This is a genomic window from Streptodolium elevatio (genome assembly GCF_053592165.1).
Genome location: NZ_JBSFVE010000029.1, coordinates 64,937 through 82,429 on the forward strand (window position 1 = coordinate 64,937; position 17,493 = coordinate 82,429).

The 17,493-nt window shown below is 71.1% G+C and carries 14 protein-coding genes and 3 tRNA genes; 12 read left to right on the forward strand and 5 right to left on the reverse strand.

The window, feature by feature from the left end:
• Positions 1-159 precede the first annotated feature (159 nt).
• The 12 genes from ACWD12_RS35890 to cimA all read left to right on the forward strand — a co-directional run bounded on the left by ACWD12_RS35890 (position 160) and on the right by cimA (position 14,412).
• Positions 160-1,905 carry an acetolactate synthase large subunit gene (locus ACWD12_RS35890; protein WP_435838988.1) on the forward strand — a complete coding sequence of 582 codons (1,746 nt, stop codon included), beginning with the start codon at positions 160-162 and terminating at the stop codon, positions 1,903-1,905.
• A gap of 26 nt (positions 1,906-1,931) precedes the next feature.
• On the forward strand, positions 1,932-2,456 hold the full coding sequence (ilvN, locus tag ACWD12_RS35895) for an acetolactate synthase small subunit (protein WP_358349797.1): 525 nt from the start codon (positions 1,932-1,934) through the stop codon (positions 2,454-2,456).
• A 119-nt stretch (positions 2,457-2,575) separates the two neighbouring features.
• Positions 2,576-3,574 (forward strand): ketol-acid reductoisomerase, encoded by a 999-nt coding sequence (gene ilvC, locus ACWD12_RS35900; protein WP_358349794.1) that lies wholly within the window; start codon positions 2,576-2,578, stop codon positions 3,572-3,574.
• A 347-nt stretch (positions 3,575-3,921) separates the two neighbouring features.
• Positions 3,922-4,167: a hypothetical protein gene (locus ACWD12_RS35905; RefSeq protein WP_450103106.1), complete on the forward strand. Its 246-nt coding sequence runs from the start codon at positions 3,922-3,924 to the stop codon at positions 4,165-4,167.
• Between the two features lie 431 nt (positions 4,168-4,598).
• The gene (locus ACWD12_RS35910) at positions 4,599-6,230 is read left to right on the forward strand and encodes a protein phosphatase 2C domain-containing protein (protein ID WP_450103107.1); all 1,632 of its coding nucleotides are present in this window, start codon (positions 4,599-4,601) and stop codon (positions 6,228-6,230) included.
• Positions 6,231-6,252: 22 nt separating this feature from the next.
• Positions 6,253-7,128 carry a hypothetical protein gene (locus tag ACWD12_RS35915; protein WP_358349788.1) on the forward strand — a complete coding sequence of 292 codons (876 nt, stop codon included), beginning with the start codon at positions 6,253-6,255 and terminating at the stop codon, positions 7,126-7,128.
• Positions 7,129-7,167: 39 nt separating this feature from the next.
• Positions 7,168-7,560, forward strand: coding sequence for an FHA domain-containing protein (locus ACWD12_RS35920; protein ID WP_358349785.1), 393 nt, complete (start codon positions 7,168-7,170; stop codon positions 7,558-7,560).
• A gap of 143 nt (positions 7,561-7,703) precedes the next feature.
• Positions 7,704-9,293 (forward strand): phosphoglycerate dehydrogenase, encoded by a 1,590-nt coding sequence (gene serA / locus ACWD12_RS35925; RefSeq protein ID WP_450103108.1) that lies wholly within the window; start codon positions 7,704-7,706, stop codon positions 9,291-9,293.
• A 425-nt stretch (positions 9,294-9,718) separates the two neighbouring features.
• Complete coding sequence (locus ACWD12_RS35930) at positions 9,719-9,907, forward strand: hypothetical protein (protein WP_450103116.1); 189 nt, start codon at positions 9,719-9,721, stop codon at positions 9,905-9,907.
• A gap of 97 nt (positions 9,908-10,004) precedes the next feature.
• Positions 10,005-11,057: a 3-isopropylmalate dehydrogenase gene (locus ACWD12_RS35935; protein WP_358349779.1), complete on the forward strand. Its 1,053-nt coding sequence runs from the start codon at positions 10,005-10,007 to the stop codon at positions 11,055-11,057.
• Between the two features lie 258 nt (positions 11,058-11,315).
• The gene (locus ACWD12_RS35940) at positions 11,316-12,416 is read left to right on the forward strand and encodes a branched-chain amino acid aminotransferase (protein WP_358349776.1); all 1,101 of its coding nucleotides are present in this window, start codon (positions 11,316-11,318) and stop codon (positions 12,414-12,416) included.
• A 400-nt stretch (positions 12,417-12,816) separates the two neighbouring features.
• On the forward strand, positions 12,817-14,412 hold the full coding sequence (gene cimA / locus ACWD12_RS35945) for a citramalate synthase (RefSeq protein WP_358349773.1): 1,596 nt from the start codon (positions 12,817-12,819) through the stop codon (positions 14,410-14,412).
• Between the two features lie 175 nt (positions 14,413-14,587).
• On the opposite strand, the gene ACWD12_RS35950 is transcribed toward cimA, so the two are convergent.
• The 5 genes from ACWD12_RS35950 to ACWD12_RS35970 all read right to left on the reverse strand — a co-directional run bounded on the left by ACWD12_RS35950 (position 14,588) and on the right by ACWD12_RS35970 (position 17,410).
• A tRNA-Glu gene (locus tag ACWD12_RS35950) sits at positions 14,588-14,663 on the reverse strand.
• A gap of 90 nt (positions 14,664-14,753) precedes the next feature.
• Positions 14,754-14,826: transfer RNA gene (locus ACWD12_RS35955), tRNA-Glu, on the reverse strand.
• A gap of 61 nt (positions 14,827-14,887) precedes the next feature.
• Positions 14,888-14,959, reverse strand: a tRNA-Gln gene (locus tag ACWD12_RS35960).
• A 176-nt stretch (positions 14,960-15,135) separates the two neighbouring features.
• The gene (gene gltX, locus ACWD12_RS35965; RefSeq protein ID WP_450103109.1) at positions 15,136-16,635 is read right to left on the reverse strand and encodes a glutamate--tRNA ligase; all 1,500 of its coding nucleotides are present in this window, start codon (positions 16,633-16,635) and stop codon (positions 15,136-15,138) included.
• Positions 16,628-17,410, reverse strand: coding sequence for a fumarylacetoacetate hydrolase family protein (locus ACWD12_RS35970; protein WP_358364663.1), 783 nt, complete (start codon positions 17,408-17,410; stop codon positions 16,628-16,630). Before ACWD12_RS35970 ends, gltX begins: the two co-directional genes overlap by 8 nt.
• Positions 17,411-17,493 lie beyond the last annotated feature (83 nt).

Genomic DNA, 17,493 nt, shown 5'->3' on the forward strand with positions numbered 1-17,493 from the left:
AATGGCGCGCGTGAGCTGAGCACCCGACAGCCCACGCGCCTCCCCTCGCATGCCTCACGGCTCGAGGGGTTTTTTGTTGCGGTGACCACGGGGCGCGCCCCGTGAGCCGCGGCCAGACCACACGAGATGCCGACCGCGATCGAGAAGAGACGAAATCCCATGACTGAGCAGGTGACAGGAGCACAGGCGCTGATCCGCTCCCTGGAAGCCGCCGGTGTAGACACCGTCTTCGGCATCCCCGGAGGTGCGATCCTTCCCGCGTACGACCCGCTCCTCGACTCGACCAAGGTCCGGCACATCCTCGTCCGCCACGAGCAGGGCGCCGGCCACGCCGCCACCGGCTACGCCCAGGCGACCGGCCGCGTCGGAGTCTGCATGGCCACCTCGGGGCCGGGCGCGACCAACCTCGTGACGCCCATCGCCGACGCGCACATGGACTCGGTCCCGATGGTCGCCATCACCGGCCAGGTGCCCAGCGGCGCGATCGGCACGGACGCCTTTCAGGAGGCGGACATCTGCGGCATCACGATGCCGATCACCAAGCACAACTTCCTGGTGACCGACCCGGCCGAGATCGCCCCGACGATCGCCGCGGCGTTCCACATCGCCTCGACCGGCCGCCCCGGCCCGGTCCTGGTCGACATCTCGAAGGACGCGCTCCAGGCGCAGACCGAGTTCGTCTGGTCCGGCACCCCCGAACTGCCCGGCTACCGCCCGGTCACGCGCCCGCACGCCAAGCAGATCCGCGAGGCCGCGCGCCTGCTGTCCAACGCCAAGCAGCCGGTCCTGTACGTCGGCGGCGGCGTCCTCAAGGCGCACGCGTCCGCCGAACTGCGGGTGCTGGCCGAGCTGACCGGCGCTCCCGTCGTCACCACCCTGATGGCGCGCGGCGCGTTCCCGGACAGCCACGACCAGCACCTGGGCATGCCCGGCATGCACGGCACCGTCGCCGCGGTCACCGCGCTCCAGCGCGCCGACCTGATCGTGTCGCTCGGCGCCCGGTTCGACGACCGGGTCACCGGCAGGCTCGACACGTTCGCGCCCAACGCGACCATCGTGCACGCGGACATCGACCCGGCCGAGATCTCCAAGAACCGCACCGCGGACGTGCCGATCGTCGGCGACGCCCGCGAGGTGATCGCCGACCTGGTGGTCGCCGTCCAGGCCGAGCACGAGGCCGGCCGCCGCGGGGACTACGCGGCCTGGTGGACGCTGTTGAACGACTGGCGGGACCGCTACCCGCTCGGCTACGACCTGCCGGACGACGGCACGCTGTCGCCGCAACTGGTCATCGAGCGGCTCAGCGCGATCAGCGGGCCGGACACGATCTTCGCGGCGGGCGTCGGGCAGCACCAGATGTGGGCGGCGCACTTCGTCAAGCACGAGAAGCCGTACACCTGGCTCAACTCGGGCGGCGCGGGCACCATGGGCTACGCGGTGCCGGCCGCGATGGGCGCCAAGACCGGGATGCCGGAGGCCACGGTGTGGGCCATCGACGGCGACGGCTGCTTCCAGATGACCAACCAGGAGCTGGTCACCTGCGCGCTGAACAACATCCCGGTCAAGGTCGCCATCATCAACAACGGCAGCCTGGGCATGGTCCGGCAGTGGCAGACGCTGTTCTACAACCAGCGCTACTCCAACACCGACCTGCACAGCAGGTTCATCCCGGACTTCGTGAAGCTCGCCGACGCGATGGGCTGCGTCGGGCTGCGCTGCGACAATCCGGAGGACCTGGACGCCACCATCAAGCAGGCGATGGAGATCAACGACCGCCCGGTCGTCGTGGACTTCGTCGTGCACCAGGACGCCATGGTCTGGCCGATGGTCGCGGCCGGCACGTCCAACGACGAAATCCTCGCCGCCCGGGACCAGCGCCCGGACTTCGGCGACGGCGAAGAGTGACGAGGACTCAGGAAGGCCATCAGACCATGTCCAAGCACACCCTCTCGGTCCTCGTCGAGAACAAGCCGGGCGTCCTGGCGCGCATCACGGCGCTGTTCTCGCGGCGCGGGTTCAACATCGACTCGCTCGCCGTCGGGACCACCGAGCACCCCGACATCTCGCGCATCACGATCGTGGTGGCGGTCGAGGACCTGCCGCTCGAGCAGGTGACCAAGCAGCTCAACAAGCTGGTCAACGTGCTCAAGATCGTCGAGCTCGACTCGTCGCAGTCGGTGCAGCGCGAACTGCTGCTGGTCAAGGTCCGCGCGGACCACGAGACCCGCTCGCAGATCGTCGAGATCGTGCAGCTGTTCCGCGCGAAGACGGTCGACGTCTCGCCGGACGCCGTCACGATCGAGGCGACCGGCGGTGCCGACAAGCTCGACGCGATGCTGCGCATGCTGGAACCGTTCGGCATCAAGGAGCTGGTGCAGTCCGGCGTCGTCGCGATCGGCCGGGGCGCCAGGTCGATCACGGACCGTTCGCTGCGGCCCGTCGAGCGCAGCGCCTGATCACTGTGTGAGCACGTCAGTCTCACACTGCAAACCACTGGCACCGACCCGCCGCATCGTTTGCAAGGATGTGCACACGGGTTGAGGCCCGCATTTCGTGTCTTAAGGAGAACCCCGAAGTGGCCGAGCTGTTCTACGACGACGACGCCGACCTGTCCATCATCCAGAACCGCAAGGTCGCGGTGATCGGCTACGGCAGCCAGGGCCACGCCCACGCGCTGTCGCTGCGCGACTCCGGTGTCGACGTGCGCGTCGGTCTGCTGGAGGGCTCCAAGAGCCGTGCCAAGGCGGAGGAGGCCGGCCTGCGGGTCGTCACCCCGTCCGAGGCCGCGGCCGAGGCCGACGTCATCATGATCCTCACGCCGGACCCGGTGCAGGCCGACGTGTACACCCAGGCGATCGAGCCGCACCTCAAGGACGGCGACGCGCTGTTCTTCGGGCACGGCTTCAACATCCGCTTCGGCTTCATCAAGCCGCCGGCGAACGTCGACGTCGCGCTGGTCGCCCCGAAGGGCCCGGGCCACCTGGTCCGCCGCCAGTACGAAGAGGGCCGCGGCGTCCCCTGCATCGTCGCGGTCGAGCAGGACGCGTCGGGCAAGGCGTTCGAGCTGGCGCTGTCGTACTCGAAGGGCATCGGCGGCACGCGCGCCGGCGTCATCAAGACGACCTTCACCGAGGAGACCGAGACCGACCTGTTCGGCGAGCAGGCCGTGCTGTGCGGCGGCACCGCCGCGCTGGTCAAGGCCGGCTTCGAGACGCTGGTCGAGGCGGGCTACCAGCCCGAGATCGCGTACTTCGAGTGCCTTCACGAGCTGAAGCTCATCGTCGACCTCATGTACGAGGGCGGCCTGGAGAAGATGCGCTGGTCGATCTCCGAGACCGCCGAGTGGGGCGACTACGTCACCGGCCCCCGCATCATCACCGCCGACACCAAGGCGGAGATGAAGCGCGTGCTCACCGAGATCCAGGACGGCTCGTTCGCGAACGCCTGGATGGCGGAGTACAAGGCCGGGCTGCCGAAGTACAAGCAGTACGTCAAGGCCGACGCCGAGCACAAGCTCGAGACGACCGGCAAGGAGCTCCGCAAGATGATGAGCTGGGTCAACGAGAACGCCTGACCCGCACCGCAATTGCGCGTGGCGCCCCGAACCCCCAACGGTTCGGGGCGCTTTCGCATGCCTGGCCAACCCCCCGTCGGTTGCCCTCGGGTGGCCTCCCGGACAAGTTTTCGCCTGCGCAACGGGGAGCAGTTTGCGCGCGAGGAGATCACTCGCGAGACCGCCGCGGTCGAGACGAATCTGCGCCGCCGGCTATCAGATCCTTCCGTCGACGCAGTCGAACGTCCCGCCAAATCGCAACGAAACGCTCCCCACGTTCGGGCGGAGAGGCACCGACGAGCGAAGGGCCGGTGGAACGTTCGTGGGGCATACGGTATTTCGCGGCTCATGAGGAAACCCGGACGGCAATGATCGTCTGCACCCATCCGCGCGACGGATACGAACTCACCGTGGATTCCACCATGCCGCCAACGGCGATCGCGGTCACCGCGGGCAGTACGCCGTTTCGGTTCGTGCCGGGCTCAGGCGGCTCCGGCGCTTCCCGTCCGCCGCCTTCGTCCGTCCCTCCCGGTGCCGGGGAGGCCGCCGGTGAGGTGTCGCGGGACGCGGCGCCAGGGCAGGCGATGAAGGACATTCGCGACATTCCTGGTTGACGCGGCGACGGGGAAGCGAAACCTTCTGCCACGGGTTGTCCACAGGTGTGCTTGATCGCCTCACCGGTCGGCCCCCGAGTAGGGAACAATCAAACTCGCAGGGGTGGACCCGTGTCATGGGGCGCCCGCAGGCGCAATGCTGGTGGCACCGTTTCTACCGGCGCACCGGAGAACCGTCCGGACCGACCTCGTGGAGCGTGAGGCAGATGAGGGGTAGTGGGGACTCCATCCGCCGGGAGGGGGCCGTGTCGGCCCGCGGTGGAATGCCGCCCGGGGGCGGGGCGTTGGGCCATGGCGCGGCGGCGCCGGGCGGGAGACGCGACGCGGGCGCTTCCGCCGCGTTCGAACGCACACTGCGACAGGACGAGTTGCGCGCCTCCACCCGCGACGGCGAGCGTACGGCCCGCACGACGGCCGGAGGGGGAGGCGACATGGACCGCCCGGGTGCGCCGCAGGCCGATTCCGACCGCGGCAACGGCCGCGGCGACAGTGCGGGCGTGTCCCGGCCCGCACACAGAACGCCGGACGAACACGCGGCGCGCGCCGCACCGTTCGGCGACCGCCGTGCCGGCGACGCCGACCCCGCGCCGTCGGCGCCCAGGGCGGCGGCCGCCGCCGATCCGGGCCCCGGTGCGGGCGACGACATGTTTGCCGACCTCTACCTGGACTTCGACGACATGGCGGACCTGCCTCCCACCCCTTCCCGCCCCGTACCCCCGCCGCCGGCGCACAGCGCGCCGCCGCGTCGGCCACCGGGCGGCGACGCGCCGTCGCCGCACGTCGATCCGGCCGCCCCGGCGCCCGGTCCGGCGGCTGCTCCGGCACCCGCATCGACGCAGGGCCCGACACCGGCGGCCGGCCCGCGCGGGCGCTCCGTGGTCGAGCCGGCACGCCCCGCCCCCCGGCAACCGGCGCCGCGCCGGAGCTCGTCGGCCGGCCAGGCCGGCCCGGCGGAAGGCGCCCGGCCGTCCGCGCAGGCGTCGGCGCCCGCGTACGACCCGACGCCCCGGCCCGGGGCCCGGGCGAGTGCGGTGGGCGGCTCGCAGGCCGACCCCTACGGCACCGCGGGCCACGACGCGACGGTGCCCACGATCCGCGCGCTCCCCACCGACACCCCCGCCGTGCCGCCGCCGCCCGTACCCCCGCCGCCGGGGCCGATCCCGCCGGCCGAGGCGGACGAGGCGACGTCCCGGACCGACAGCGTCGCGCGCCGCCGCGACCAGGACGCCCGGCCGACCGCCGGTGACGTGGAGGTCCAGGCGTCCGCCTGGTCCGCCGCGTCGCACCCCGGCCGCCGCCGCGCCATGCGCCGCGAACGCCTGGGCCTGGGACCGGAGTTGACGGCCCGCGACAACGACGACCGCTATGCCGCCACGGGCAGCGTCTTCGTCGTCGCCGACGGACTCGGCGGCCACCCCTCGGGGTGGTACGCCGCCGACGTCGCGTGCCGCACCCTCGTCGCCGACCTCGCGGCCGCCGACCTGTCCGCCGGATGGAGCGACCGGCTCCGCGCCTCGATCGCCGTCGCCGACCTGGCGGTGCGGCGGCACGGGCACGGGCAGACGTACGAGGGCATGCGCACCACCGTGGTCGCCGCCGTCATCCAGGACGGCCGACTGCACCTCGCCGGATGCGGCGACAGCGTGTGCTGGCTGGTGCGCGGCGGAGCGGCGTTCCGGCTCACCGAGCAGGGCAACGCGGCCGACCTGGGCCGCCCGTGGCTGCTGACGTCGACCCCGCTCGGCGGCTCGCAGCAGCCCGACCCCGAACTCCAGCGCATCGAACTCCACCCGGGCGACCGCGTGGTGCTCGCGACGGACGGCGTCGGCCACCTGCCGGACGAGACCGTCGCCGACCTGATCCACGGCGACCCCTTCCACGCCGCGACCACGCTGACGGTCACCGCCGTGCAGAGCGGGGACGACGACGCGACGGCCGTGGTCATCGAGTGCGAGGCCCTGCCCACGGCGTCCGCGGCCGCCGCGCCACCGCGGGCCCGGCCCGCCGAGAGCGGCGCCGAGGGCCCCGGCCAGGGACCCGAGGATTCCCCCGCAAGCGGGTAGGTCGTACGGTCGGACCGCGACCATGGTGCACGAGGAGCCCCCACAAGGGGCCGAGACCGGACGGATGGCGATGCTCGAACTAGTCCTCCAAGCGGCGACGTCGGACGACGCCGACCTGCGCGACCAGGAACTGCCCAGGTCGCGTACGGTCAAGATGCCCAGCGAGCCGGGCCAGCGGCTCGGCGTGGGCCGCGACCCGTCGCGCTGCGCGCTGGCCACGCCCAAGGACTGGCGCTTCGTCTCGCGTGTGCACCTGGAGTTCGTGTTCACCGACGAGAAGCGCTGGACCGTGGAGTGGCTCCAGGGCTCGCACACCCGCCCGGTCGCGCTGGTGCAGATCGACCGCGAAGGGGTCTCCGAGCCGGTGCCGTACGGTGCGACGCTGCCGCTCGGCGGCCAGCGCGCCGGCCGCATCGTGATCAGCGACCTGGCGCGCAGACGCCGCGTGATCGTCGAGTGGCGGCTGTCGCTGCCGCAGCTGGCCGGCGACGAACCGACCGAGCCGGACGTGGGCGTGCCCGAGACGCAGGACGTCGCGCCGTTCGTCCTGCAGAACCGGTTGTCCGACACCGAGATCGAGGTCCTGACCGCGATGTCGTGCGACTGGATCCACGGTCGCCAGGTCAAGCGCGCCAAGTCGACGCGCGAACTGTGTGAGCTTCTGCACCTGTCGGCGGCAACTGTCGAACGGTGCAAGACGAAACTGCGCCGTGAGTTCTACAGTTCGGGTCTGTGTCCCGAGCTCAACGAACTGCTCGGGCCGAACTACCTGGACACCGTGCGACACGTGCACGGTGGATGGGACCTCATCGCGCAGACCGCCGTCACCCACGGCATAGCGGGACGCGGGCCATGCCCTTGCGGCGGCCAGCCCCCGCGGCGCACCACCGGGACCTGACCGGGGGACGACCAGAGGTTTTCGGGAGGGGAAGAACCGGTGCTCGATCTGAATATGGCCTCGACGTCGGGCGCCGACGACGCGGCGACCGTCGCCATGCTCATGGCGAATGCGCCGACAAGGCCCGGCGCGACGCTTGCGGTCGGCCGCGACGCGTCCCGCTGCCACCTTGTGACGCCCGCCGACTGGCTGTTCGTGTCGCGCGTGCACCTGGAGTTCCACTGCGACGACACGAACGCGTGGTTCGTCACCTGGATCCGCGGGTCGCAGGACGCACCGGTCGCGGAGGTGCACGTCGACGACGGGGTGCGCCGCGTACTCCCGTACGGGGGAAGCCTGCCGCTCACCAGGCCCGGCTCGGGCGAGGTGGTCATAGCCGACCGCGGCGGGCAACGGCGGGTGACGATCGGATGGTTTCTGGCCGCGGACTGACGCCGTCCAGCCATCGGACGACTGTGAAGGCATTCACAAAGCGGCATTAGACTCGTGCCCGCGTCAGACCCACCCGCCCCCACGCGCCCGATGCGTCCGGGGTGCGCTGTCATCGCTGCCGACGAAGAAAGCAAAGGATCGCAGTGAGCAAGCCCGTCGTCCTCATCGCTGAAGAACTGTCGCCGGCCACGGTCGACGCGCTCGGTCCCGACTTCGAGATCCGGCACTGCGACGGCGCCAACCGCGCCGAGCTGCTGCCCGCGATCGCCGACGTCGACGCCATCCTGATCCGCAGCGCGACCAAGGTCGACGCCGAGGCCATCGCCGCCGCCAAGCGCCTCAAGGTCGTCGCGCGCGCCGGTGTCGGCCTCGACAACGTCGACGTCGCGGCGGCCACCAAGGCCGGTGTGATGGTCGTCAACGCGCCGACGTCCAACATCGTGACCGCCGCCGAACTCGCGTGCGGCCTGCTGATCTCGGTCGCCCGCAACATTCCGCCGGCCAACGCCGCGCTCAAGAACGGCGAGTGGAAGCGCAGCAAGTACACCGGCGTCGAACTCGCCGAGAAGACGCTCGGCGTCGTCGGCCTGGGCCGCATCGGCGTGCTGGTCGCGCAGCGCATGTCGGCGTTCGGCATGAACATCGTCGCGTACGACCCCTACGTGCAGCCCGCGCGCGCCGCCCAGATGGGTGTGCGGATGCTGACCCTGGACGAGGTCCTGGAGCAGTCCGACTTCATCACGGTGCACCTGCCCAAGACCCCCGAGACGCTGGGTCTGATCGGCGACGAGGCGCTCCACAAGGTCAAGCCCACCGTGCGCATCGTCAACGCCGCGCGCGGTGGCATCGTCGACGAGCAGGCGCTCGCGTCGGCGCTGAAGGAGGGCCGGGTCGCGGGCGCGGGCCTGGACGTCTTCAGCAAGGAGCCGTGCACGGACAGCCCGCTGTTCGAGTTCGACAACGTCGTGGCGACCCCGCACCTGGGGGCGAGCACCGACGAGGCGCAGGAGAAGGCCGGTATCGCGGTCGCCAAGTCGGTCCGCCTCGCGCTGGCCGGCGAACTGGTGCCGGACGCGGTCAACGTGCAGGGCGGCGAGATCGCCCCCGACGTACGCCCGGGCCTGCCGCTCGCCGAGAAGCTCGGCCGCATCTTCACCGCGCTGGTCGGCGGCGTCGCGCAGCGCCTCGACGTCGAGGTGCGCGGCGAGATCACCCAGTACGACGTCAAGGTGCTCGAACTGGCCGCCCTCAAGGGCGTGTTCTCCGACGTCGTCGAGGAGTCGGTGTCGTACGTCAACGCGCCGCTGCTCGCCCAGGAGCGCGGTGTCGAGGTACGCCTGACCACCAGCTCGGAGAGCCCCGACCACCGCAACGTGGTGAGCGTGCGCGGCACCCTGACGGACGGCACCGACGTGTCGGTGTCCGGCACCCTCGCCGGTCCCAAGCGGATCGAGAAGGTCGTCGAGGTCGGCGGCTTCGACGTCGACCTCCAGCTGACCCGGCACATGGTCTTCCTGCGGTACGCCGACCGCCCGGGCGTCGTCGGCGTCATCGGCCGGCTGCTGGGCGACGCCGGCGTCAACATCGCCGGCATGCAGGTCAGCCGGGCCGCCAAGGGCGGCGTCGCGCTGGTCGCGCTGACCGTCGACTCGACCATCCCGGCGGCCGTGCTCACCGAGATCGGCGCCGAGATCGGCGCGGACTTCGTCCGCCCGGTGAACCTGGCCGACTGAACCCAGGCCGCCCACGCCACCTGATCCACCCGAGCTGCCAGACCCGCCTGACCCGTCCGGCGCGTCTGACCAGCCCGAGCAGCCCGGCCGGCCCGGCCGGCTGCTCGGCGGACTCGGCCCGACCGACGGGACCGTCGGCCGACGAACACCCGAACGGCCCCGGAAGCAACCGCTTCCGGGGCCGTTCGCGTGTTCGCGCGACTCCGATGGAGTACCCCCGCATCTCAGATAGTAGGAACTCCGAGTAAATTGCGGACAGCGGCCCACCGTGTCGCTTACCGTGAAGGAACCACCTTCCTATCGACCCACTAACTCCCGGTTCGACAGGAATTGCGGGACGCGAGCGCCCACGAGGTCCGCCGCATTTGTCCTGCAGCCCGACGTGGTTCTCCGCCGCCGACTCCCTCGCGAGCGAGTCCGCCGAGATGCGCCCATCAGCGCCGCGGAACACGTCACCGCCAACCCCGCTTCCGCGGATTTCCGCTGAGCGCCCCCCGCTCGACCTCGTGGAGTGCACCATGGACGAGACCACTCGCAAGAACGCCGCCCAAGCGCTGCAGCGCGCCCTCGACCGCCGTGACAACGGCGGCGATGTCGGCGGCGACCGCCGCTAGTTCCGGTCCCGGCGGGCCTGCCCCCGCCGTGGCGTACACCGTCCCAGCATCCGGAACGCGAATGTCGACAGCTGGGACGAGGAGTAAGGTCCGGCACATGTCTCGCAACGCCAACAGCATCCGTCTCGCAGTGGTTCCCGGCGACGGCATCGGCCAGGAGGTCGTCGCGGAGGGACTCAAGGTCCTCGCCGCGGCACTGCCCGCCGACGTCGCCCTGGAGACCACCGAGTACGACCTCGGGGCCCGGCTGTACCACCGTACCGGCGAGACGCTGCCGGACAGCGTCCTCGACGAGCTCCGCGGCCAGGACGCGATCCTGCTCGGCGCGATCGGCGACCCGTCGGTGCCGTCCGGCGTCCTGGAGCGCGGCCTGCTGCTGAAGCTGCGCTTCGCCTTCGACCACCACGTCAACCTGCGCCCCGCCAAGCTGGGCCCGGGCGTCACGTCGCCGCTGGGCGCCGACGCGCAGATCGACTTCGTCGTGGTCCGCGAGGGCACCGAGGGGCCGTACGTCGGCAACGGCGGCACGCTCCGCACCGGCACCGAGCACGAGATCGCCACCGAGGTCAGCGTCAACACCGCGTTCGGCATCGAGCGCGTCGTGCGCGACGCCTTCGCCCGCGCGCAGGCCCGCCCGCGCAAGAAGCTCACCCTCGTGCACAAGAACAACGTGCTGGTGCACGCCGGCCACCTGTGGACCCGCGTGTTCAACCAGGTAGCGGCCGAGTTCCCCGAGGTCACCACCGACTACCTGCACGTGGACGCGGCCACCATCTTCATGGTGACCCAGCCCGAGCGCTTCGACGTGATCGTCACCGACAACCTGTTCGGCGACATCATCACCGACCTCGCGGCGGCCATCGCGGGCGGTATCGGCCTCGCCGCGAGCGGAAACATCAACCCTGCGGGTGAATTCCCCTCGATGTTCGAGCCGGTGCACGGCTCCGCCCCGGACATCGCGGGCCAGGGCAAGGCCGACCCGACCGCCACCGTGCTGTCCGTCGCGATGCTCCTCGAGCACCTGGGCCACACCGACGCCGCCCGCCGCGTCGAGGCGGCGGTCGACGCCGACCTCGCCGAGCGCGCGTCGCTGGGCACCCGCTCCACCAGCGAGATCGGCGACGCGATCGCCAAGCGAGTAGCCGGCTGAATCGCCGGCCCCGCGTTTTTTCGCCGACGGCGCCCGACCGGGCGCCGTCGGCGCGAGACCACCCGAAGCCGACCGGCGGTTCAGCTGCGGCACTCCGGCTTCCCGCTGCCGCCCGGCACCGCCCCGCCTGTTCCGGGGGCGGCGCCGGAGGCGGCCAGGCCGTGCCTGTCGGTGTCCCGGTGGACTGCGTTAACGTCTGGAACCGATAGGCGGCACCACGATGCCCCGTCAATCCCTCGGTGAAGGACACTGGAACCCATGACGACCTCCGTGACGATCGATCTCAAGCCGACCGCGCATCCGCTGTCGGATGCCGAGCGCGCCGCTCGTATGACGAACCCCGGCTTCGGCCGCGTGTTCACCGAGCACATGGTGACGATCCGGTGGAGCGCGGGTCGGGGCTGGTACGACGCGCAGTTGACGCCGTACGCGTCGCTGGAGATCGACCCGGCGAACATGACGCTGCACTACGCGCAGTCCATCTTCGAGGGCCTCAAGGCGTACCGGCACGCGGACGGTTCGGTGGTCACCTTCCGCCCGTACGAGAACGCCCGGCGCTTCCAGGCCTCGGCGCGTCGCCTGGCGATGCCGGAGCTTCCCGAGGACCTGTTCGTCGCGGCCGTCGACGCGCTCGTCAAGCAGGACCACGCGTGGGTGCCGGGGGAGGAGGAGCAGAGCCTCTACCTCCGGCCGTTCATGTTCGCGACCGAGGTCGGCCTCGGCGTGCGTCCCTCGAACGAGTTCCTTTTCATGGTCATCGCGTCGCCCGCCGGCGCGTACTTCGCGGGCGGCGTCAAGCCCGTCTCGGTCTGGCTGTCCAAGGAGTACGTGCGGGCCGCCCCCGGCGGCACCGGCGCCGCCAAGTGCGCCGGCAACTACGCCGCCTCGCTGGTCGCCCAGGCTCAGGCCGCCGAGCAGGGCTGCGACCAGGTGGTGTGGCTCGACGCGAACGAGCGCCGCTGGATCGAGGAGATGGGCGGCATGAACCTGTACTTCGTGCAGGGCAGCGGCAAGGACGCCCGCATCCTCACCCCTTCGCTCACCGGCTCCCTGCTCCCGGGCATCACACGCGACTCGCTGCTGCGCCTCGCCGCGGACCGCGGCTACGCCACCGAGGAGCGCAAGATCTCCGTCGAGGACTGGCAGGCCGGCAACGCGGACGGCTCGATCAGCGAGGTCTTCGCGTGCGGCACCGCCGCGGTCATCACGCCGGTCGGCTCGGTGAAGTCCACGGACGCCTCGTGGCAGGTCGGGGACGGCGGCGCGGGCCCCGTCACGCTCGAACTGCGCAAGGCCCTCCTCGACATCCAGACCGGCGGCGCCGCCGACACGCACGGCTGGCTGCACAAGATCGTCTGAGCGGGCGCGACTGCCGTCGCCGAGCCGGACGCGGGGCCGCGGCGCACGCCGCGCCCGCAACACGCGAACGCCGTTCACCGGACGGGGGCCCGCCCCCGTCCGGTGGTCGATTAGCCCAAATGGCGAGACTCGCGTACCGACCGCCGGATCGTGTGGCAGACTTCCGACCATGCAGCAGTGGCTCATTATTAGCCGCAGCGTGCCGGCACCGGGCTGACCCCCCACAAGGGGCAAGCGTCATTCAGCCCACCGCCCGCACGCAGACCTCTCGCGACCGCGAGGGGTCTTTTGTTTTGGCCGGACACCCCTCGGCCAGGCAGCGCGCGCGGGCCCGCCATCGAGCACCGCACATCCGGACCTGAACAGTCCCGCCAGAGAACGCGTCAGGAGACCCACGGACATGACCGACGACAGTTTCCACGTCTTCGACACCACGCTGCGCGACGGCTCCCAGCGTGAGGGCATCAACCTCACGGTCGGGGACAAGCTCGCCATCGCCCGGTACCTGGACGAGTTCGGCGTCGGCTTCATCGAGGGCGGCTGGCCGGGCGCGGTCCCGCGCGACACCGAGTTCTTCCGCCGGGCACGCACCGAACTCGACCTCCGGCACGCGAAGCTCGTCGCGTTCGGCGCGACCCGCAAGGCCGGGACCACCGCGGCCGAGGACCCGCAGGTCCAGGCGCTGCTCGACGCCGAGGCCCCGGTGGTCTGCCTGGTCGCGAAGTCGCACGACAAGCACGTCGACCTGGCGCTGCGCACGACGCTGGACGAGAACCTGGCGATGGTCCGCGACACCGTGACGCACCTGCGCGAGCAGGGGCGGCGCGTGTTCGTCGACTGCGAGCACTTCTTCGACGGCTACCGGGCCAACGCGGAGTACGCGACGAGTGTCGTACGCACCGCGCACGACGCCGGCGCCGAGGTGGTCGTGCTCTGCGACACCAACGGCGGCATGCTGCCCAGCCAGGTCCAGTGGACCGTGGCACGCGTCAAGGCCGCCACCGGCGCGCGGCTCGGCATCCACGCCCAGGACGACACCGGGTGTGCGGTCGCCAACTCCATCGCCGCGGTCGAGGGCGGGGCGACGCACGTGCAGTGCACCGCGAACGGGTACGGCGAACGCGTCGGCAACGCCAACCTGTTCCCCGTGGTCGCCGCACTGGAGCTCAAGAAGGGCATGCAGGTCCTGCCCGAGGGCCGGCTGCGCGAGATGACCCGCATCTCGCACGCCATCGCCGAGGTGGTCAACCTCGCGCCGTCCACGCACCTTCCGTACGTCGGTGTCTCGGCGTTCGCGCACAAGGCCGGACTGCACGCGTCGGCCATCAAGGTCGACCCGGACCTGTACCAGCACATCGACCCCGAACTGGTCGGCAACAGCATGCGCATGCTCGTGTCGGACATGGCCGGCCGGGCGTCGATCGAACTCAAGGGCAAGGAGCTGGGATACGACCTGTCCGGCGACCGCGACCTGGTCGGCCGCGTCGTGGACCAGGTGAAGTCCCGTGAGGCCAACGGCTATACGTACGAAGCCGCGGACGCGTCGTTCGAACTCCTGCTGCGCGACGAGGTGGTGGGCGCCCGCGAGCGCTTCTTCACGCTGGAGTCGTTCCGTGCCATCAGCGAGCAGCGCGGCGACGGCACGCAGTTGAACGAGGCGACCGTGAAGCTGCACGCCAAGGGCGAGCGCATCGTGGCCACGGGCGAGGGCAACGGACCCGTCAACGCGCTCGACCGCGCGCTGCGCCTCGCGCTCGAGCGCATCTTCCCGGAGCTGGCGTCCTTCGAGCTGGTCGACTACAAGGTCCGCCTGCTGGAAGGCCGGCACGGGACCGACGCCATCACGCGGGTGCTCGTGGAGACGAGCGACGGGAAGAAGGAGTGGAGCACCGTCGGCGTCGCGGAGAACGTCATCGGAGCCTCGTGGCAGGCCTTGGAGGACGCGTACACGTACGGGCTCCTCAAGGCCGGTCTCACGCCCACCCGGGACGCCTGACGGCCCCGCAGAACGCCCTACGGGGCCGTCCCGCCGCGAGCGGGGCGGCCCCGGGCCGTTTTCGGATCGAACGCGGCGTCCGGACAGGACCTGGTCGGCGCCCCCGCGACACGTGCGGGGGCGGGAAGGCGCCGGGAAACAGAAAATCCCCCACCGTGGTGGGGGATTTCGTACGTGGTAGCCCCGACGGGATTCGAACCCGCGCTACCGCCTTGAGAGGGCGGCGTGCTAGGCCGCTACACAACGGGGCCCTAGCCCATCCCCGAGGGGATGGTGTCCGTCGCATCGTCGCCGATCGAACGGCGAGGCGTTCCAAAGTACGCCTCGGTGTTTTTCTCGAGTAGCCCCGACGGGATTCGAACCCGCGCTACCGCCTTGAGAGGGCGGCGTGCTAGGCCGCTACACAACGGGGCCAAACTCAAACTGCCGACCACCTTGCGGTGATCGCCAGCCGTGTCGCCTTGCGGCGACACAGCTGGGGTACCAGGACTCGAACCTAGACTAACTGGGCCAGAACCAGTCGGGCTGCCAATTACCCCATACCCCAATGCTCGACCCCGTGAAAGGGATCTTGCTGGCTTGTCCCGGCCCCCTGCGGGGCGGAACGAGTAGAACTTTACCCGATCAGGCGGGCCCGACCAAAACGGGTTACCGGTCGGGGTGCGCACCGCCCTCGCGGGACGGTGCGCACACCCGGACGGACCGGGCGAGGACGGACGCGGATCAGCCGCGCGCGACGTCGAGCGCGGACCGCAGACGGGCCAAGGTCGCCTCGCGGCCCAGGAGTTCCATCGACTCGAACAGCGGCGGCGACACACGGCGGCCGGTGACCGCGACGCGCAGCGGGGTGAAGGCGTTCTTGGGCTTGATGCCCAGGCCGTCGACCAGCGCCTCGCGCAGCACGGCCTGGATGGGGTCCGTGGCCCACTCCACCGACTCCAGGGCCGTGACGGAGGCCTCCAGGACCGGGGCGGCGTCCGCGGTCAGCACCTTGGCGCTGTCCGCCTCGTCGCGCGTGAAGTCCTCCGGCGCCACGAACAGGAACCCGAGCATGCCGACGACCTCGCCGAGCACGACCATGCGCTCCTGGGTGAGCGGCGCGGCCTTGCCCAGCAGGTCCAACTGCCCGGCGGTGGGCTGCGCGGGCAGCAGGCCGGCGTTCTGCAGGAACGGGACCAGGCGGTCGCGGAAGTCCTCGGGGGCCAGCGCGCGCACGTGGTCGGCGTTCACCGCCTCGCACTTCTTGAGGTCGAAGCGCGCCGGGTTGGCGTTGACGTCCGCGACGTCGAACGCCGCGACCATCTCCTCGACGGAGAAGTAGTCGCGGTCGGGCGCGAGCGACCAGCCGAGCAGCGAAAGGTAGTTCAGCAGGCCCTCGGGGATGAACCCGCGCTCGCGGTACAGGTTGAGCGACGACTGCGGGTCGCGCTTGGAGAGCTTCTTGTTGCCCTCGCCCATGACGTACGGCAGGTGCCCGAAACGCGGCGTGGTGCCGTTGCCGACGCCGATGTCGGCGAGTGCCGCGTACAGCGCGATCTGACGCGGCGTCGAGGACAGCAGGTCCTCGCCGCGCAGCACGTGGGTGATCTCCATCAGCGCGTCGTCGACCGGGTTGACCAGCGTGTAGAGCGGCCGGCCGTTGGCGCGCACGATGCCGTAGTCGGGCACGTGCTCGGGCTCGAAGCTCAGTTCGCCGCGCACCAGGTCGGTGAAGGTGATCGTGCGGTCGGGCATGCGGAAGCGCAGGATCGCGTCGCGGCCCTCCGCACGGTACGCGGCGACCTGCTCGGCGCTCAGGTCGCGGCAGTGGCCGTCGTACCCGGACGGCTTGCCGGCGGCACGCGCGGCGTCGCGGCGCCGCTCCAGCTCCTCGGTGGTGCAGAAGCACTCGTACGCGTGCCCGGCCTCGTGCAGGCGCTTGGCGACGTCCGCGTAGATGTCCATCCGCTGGGACTGGCGGTAGGGCGCGTGCGGGCCGCCGACCTCGGGGCCTTCGTCCCAGGTGAACCCGAGCCACTTGAGGGCGTCGAGCAGCTGCTCGTACGACTCCTCCGAGTCGCGCGCGGCGTCGGTGTCCTCGATCCGGAAGACGAAGGTGCCGCCGTGGTGCCGCGCGAACGCCCAGTTGAACAGGCAGGTGCGGATCAGCCCGACGTGCGGGTTGCCGGTCGGGGAGGGACAGAAACGGACGCGCACATCGGCGCCCTGGGGCTCGCTAGCCACGCTTGATCACCCTGTTGGTGAGAGTTCCGATGCCTTCGACGGTGACGGCGACCTCGTCGCCCACCTGGAGCGGGCCGACGCCCGCGGGGGTCCCGGTGAGGATCACGTCACCGGGGAGCAGCGTCATCGCGGCCGTCACATGGACGACCAGGTCGGTGATGCTGCGGACCATCTGCGAGGTGCGCCCGGCCTGCCGCAGGTCCCCGTTGACCGTGCAGGTGACGGCGAGGTCGGACGGGTCGAGCTCGGTCTCGACCCAGGGCCCGAGCGGGCACGAGGTGTCGAAGCCTTTGGCCCGGGCCCACTGGCCCTCGCTGCGCTGGAGGTCGCGCGCCGTGACGTCGTTCGCGCAGGTGTAGCCGAAGACGACCTCGGCGACGCGCTCGGCGGGTACGTCGCGGCACAGGCGCCCGATCACCACGGCCAGTTCGGCTTCGTGGTGCACCTCGGTGGAGATCTCCGGGTAGACCACCGGCGCGTCCGGGCCGACCACCGCGGTGGACGGCTTGAGGAACACGATCGGCACCTCGGGGACCTCACCGCCCATCTCGGCGGCGTGGTCCGCGTAGTTCTTGCCGATCCCGACGATCTTGCTGGGCAGCACCGGCGACAGGAGCTGCACGTCGGCGAGCCGGTGGCTCTGCCCGGTGAGCGAGATGCCGGCGTACGGATGCCCGTCGAGTTCGGCGACGACCAGTTCGTCGGGTTGGTCGCGGGGGCTCCCCACCGCGCCGAACGAATAGGAGTCGCCGGTGGAGAACCTGACGATGCGCACGGGCCGGGACCTCGGGATCAATCGGGGGACGTTCTGGTCGCCCCCAGGCTATCCCGCGGGCCCGGCCCGCAGCGCCGTGCGGC